This is a genomic window from Gammaproteobacteria bacterium, from assembly GCA_003696665.1.
Taxonomy (GTDB): domain Bacteria; phylum Pseudomonadota; class Gammaproteobacteria; order Enterobacterales.
This window is the reverse complement of the sequence record RFGJ01000541.1, coordinates 1-1925: the sequence shown is the minus strand read 5'-3', so window position 1 is coordinate 1925 and position 1925 is coordinate 1. Positions and strand designations below refer to the sequence as shown.

At 49.2% G+C, this 1925-nt stretch carries 3 protein-coding genes; all 3 read left to right on the top strand.

Annotated elements, in window-relative coordinates; genetic code table 11:
* Positions 1 to 363: hypothetical protein (locus D6694_13310; GenBank protein ID RMH37457.1), on the top strand; the 363-nt coding region annotated here is incomplete at its 5' end.
* A gap of 34 nt (positions 364 to 397) precedes the next feature.
* Complete coding sequence (locus D6694_13305; protein ID RMH37456.1) at positions 398 to 925, top strand: hypothetical protein; 528 nt, start codon at positions 398 to 400, stop codon at positions 923 to 925.
* A 142-nt stretch (positions 926 to 1067) separates the two neighbouring features.
* A partial coding sequence (locus tag D6694_13300; protein ID RMH37455.1) for an RHS repeat-associated core domain-containing protein occupies positions 1068 to 1925 on the top strand: 858 nt, incomplete at its 3' end.

The window sequence follows — 1925 nt, the reverse complement described above, 5'->3', positions numbered from 1 at the left end:
GCTGGGACAACGGCAAAGGAAATCGGTGCACAGATCATTCGTACCGCCAGCGGGCTGTTCCAAGCTATCAATGTAACTGTGGGCACAACGACACATGTATCGGTGCGTTTTATCAAAACATCACGGACAGTGGCTTTCTTTCATTCTCATCCCCCAAGGAGTGGATCGGCAAATTTTCGACTGTCTCGTGCGGGAGAAGGGGAAGGTGGTGCAAGTGATATTGGTTCGCTTGAGTTTTTGAACAAAAACTTAGGATTTGAGGTGGATGCACTTCTTGGTACGCCGAACGGTGGCCTGTTGCTGTTTGAACCGCCATCATATGACGTAGCAATAACGCTATTCCCAAGCGGTTGTGCGTTCTGAGGAGAGATTGCCAATGAAACCTATTACTCATCTTATGGCTTGTATTACGGTATTTTTCAGTTCAATTTCGCTGTCCTCATGGGCCAGAACACCATCGGAATTGAAAGTTATCGAAAAGTCCCTGCAGCTTGACAGTATCGAAATTTCTGTAAAGAATGAACAAAATGGGCGATTGCAGCGTATGCGTATAAAATGGGGTAAAGAATTTAATGTGTCACTTGACGGCACTCACATGCCCAAAAAATTACTTGATGAATTAAGAAAATACACTGTAGGTAGGATTCTGTCTCCTGTACGTATTAATTTGAATCAGGCGACTGATGGAGGACATGTTATGCACGAGATGGATATAATGTTCTTTATTGTGGATGGAAAGAATATAGGAGATAGCGGCGTTGATAATGATTCAATATCTAAATTAGACAAAAATGATGATATTTGCCCTTATGTAAGATATATAACTATTAGTGTTAATCTAGATTGGAAGACGTTTTATGCATCAATTCAGTGTGGTGCAGAACTTATATTTATAAGATGTCCGGAATTTGGCCCCTGTCATTGAGTGGGGGGTGATGGGAAGGAAAAAATGTTGACGGATCCCTAAATAAAATGTCCATGAGGTTGATTGGGAGGACGAAGAAACTCAATCTTTCGGTTCTGGGGTCGCTGGCCGGCGCTTCATCTATCAGGACGAGCGGGGCTCGGTGGTGGCGGTGGCGAACGATGCGGGCACGGCGATTGCGACCTTCCGCTACGGGCCGTGGGGGGAGAGCACGGATACGGCTCCCGGCTCGGGGGCCGGGACAGGCTTCTCGCGCTTCGGCTACACGGGCGCCATCAAACTTCCGGGCACGGATCTGCTGCACATGCGGGCCCGCGTCTATGCCACGGAGCTTGCCCGCTTTCTTGAGCCCGACCCCATCGGCTTTGCGAGCGGCCAGCTCAATCTCTATTCCTACGTTGGCGGCGATCCGGTCAACTTCACGGATCCGAGCGGGTTGCGTCTGGTTTGTCATGTGACTGAATGTTTTCCGCCGCCGATAACGAGTATGCCGCGGTATATCAGCAAGCGCAGCTGTACGGAGACGGACCGGGCCATAGCTGGTCGCGTGGATGGGTGCTTTGACGTGGTTTTGGGGAAAGGGGGAAGGCGGTCTCCGACATTAAACAAAACGGTTTTTGTGCTGACGCAGGCCGATATCAATGACCTCCTGACCCCCTCGTTGATTGCCAGCCCAAGTGAGGGGGTTGGTCCTCGCGTTGGTTCTTTTCTGTCCTCACGGTTGTCGGCTGGAGAGGTCAAGAAGGAAACCATGAATGGATGTTCGGTTGATGGTCATGTAATGACCGTGGGAATTTCTGTGGATCTTTTCCTGCCAAAACTTCCGGGCCTTGGCGTGAATGTCGGTGTACTTCTGAATCTGGATTCTGGGCAAATTGGTTTCTTTTTCAGCGATGAGTTTGGAATTGGCTTGGATGTATCCATTGGTGTGAATGTAGGAGTGGCATCCAGCGCAGCGGCTCTCAATGGTTTCTCTTTGTTTGCCTCGGGATCTTATATG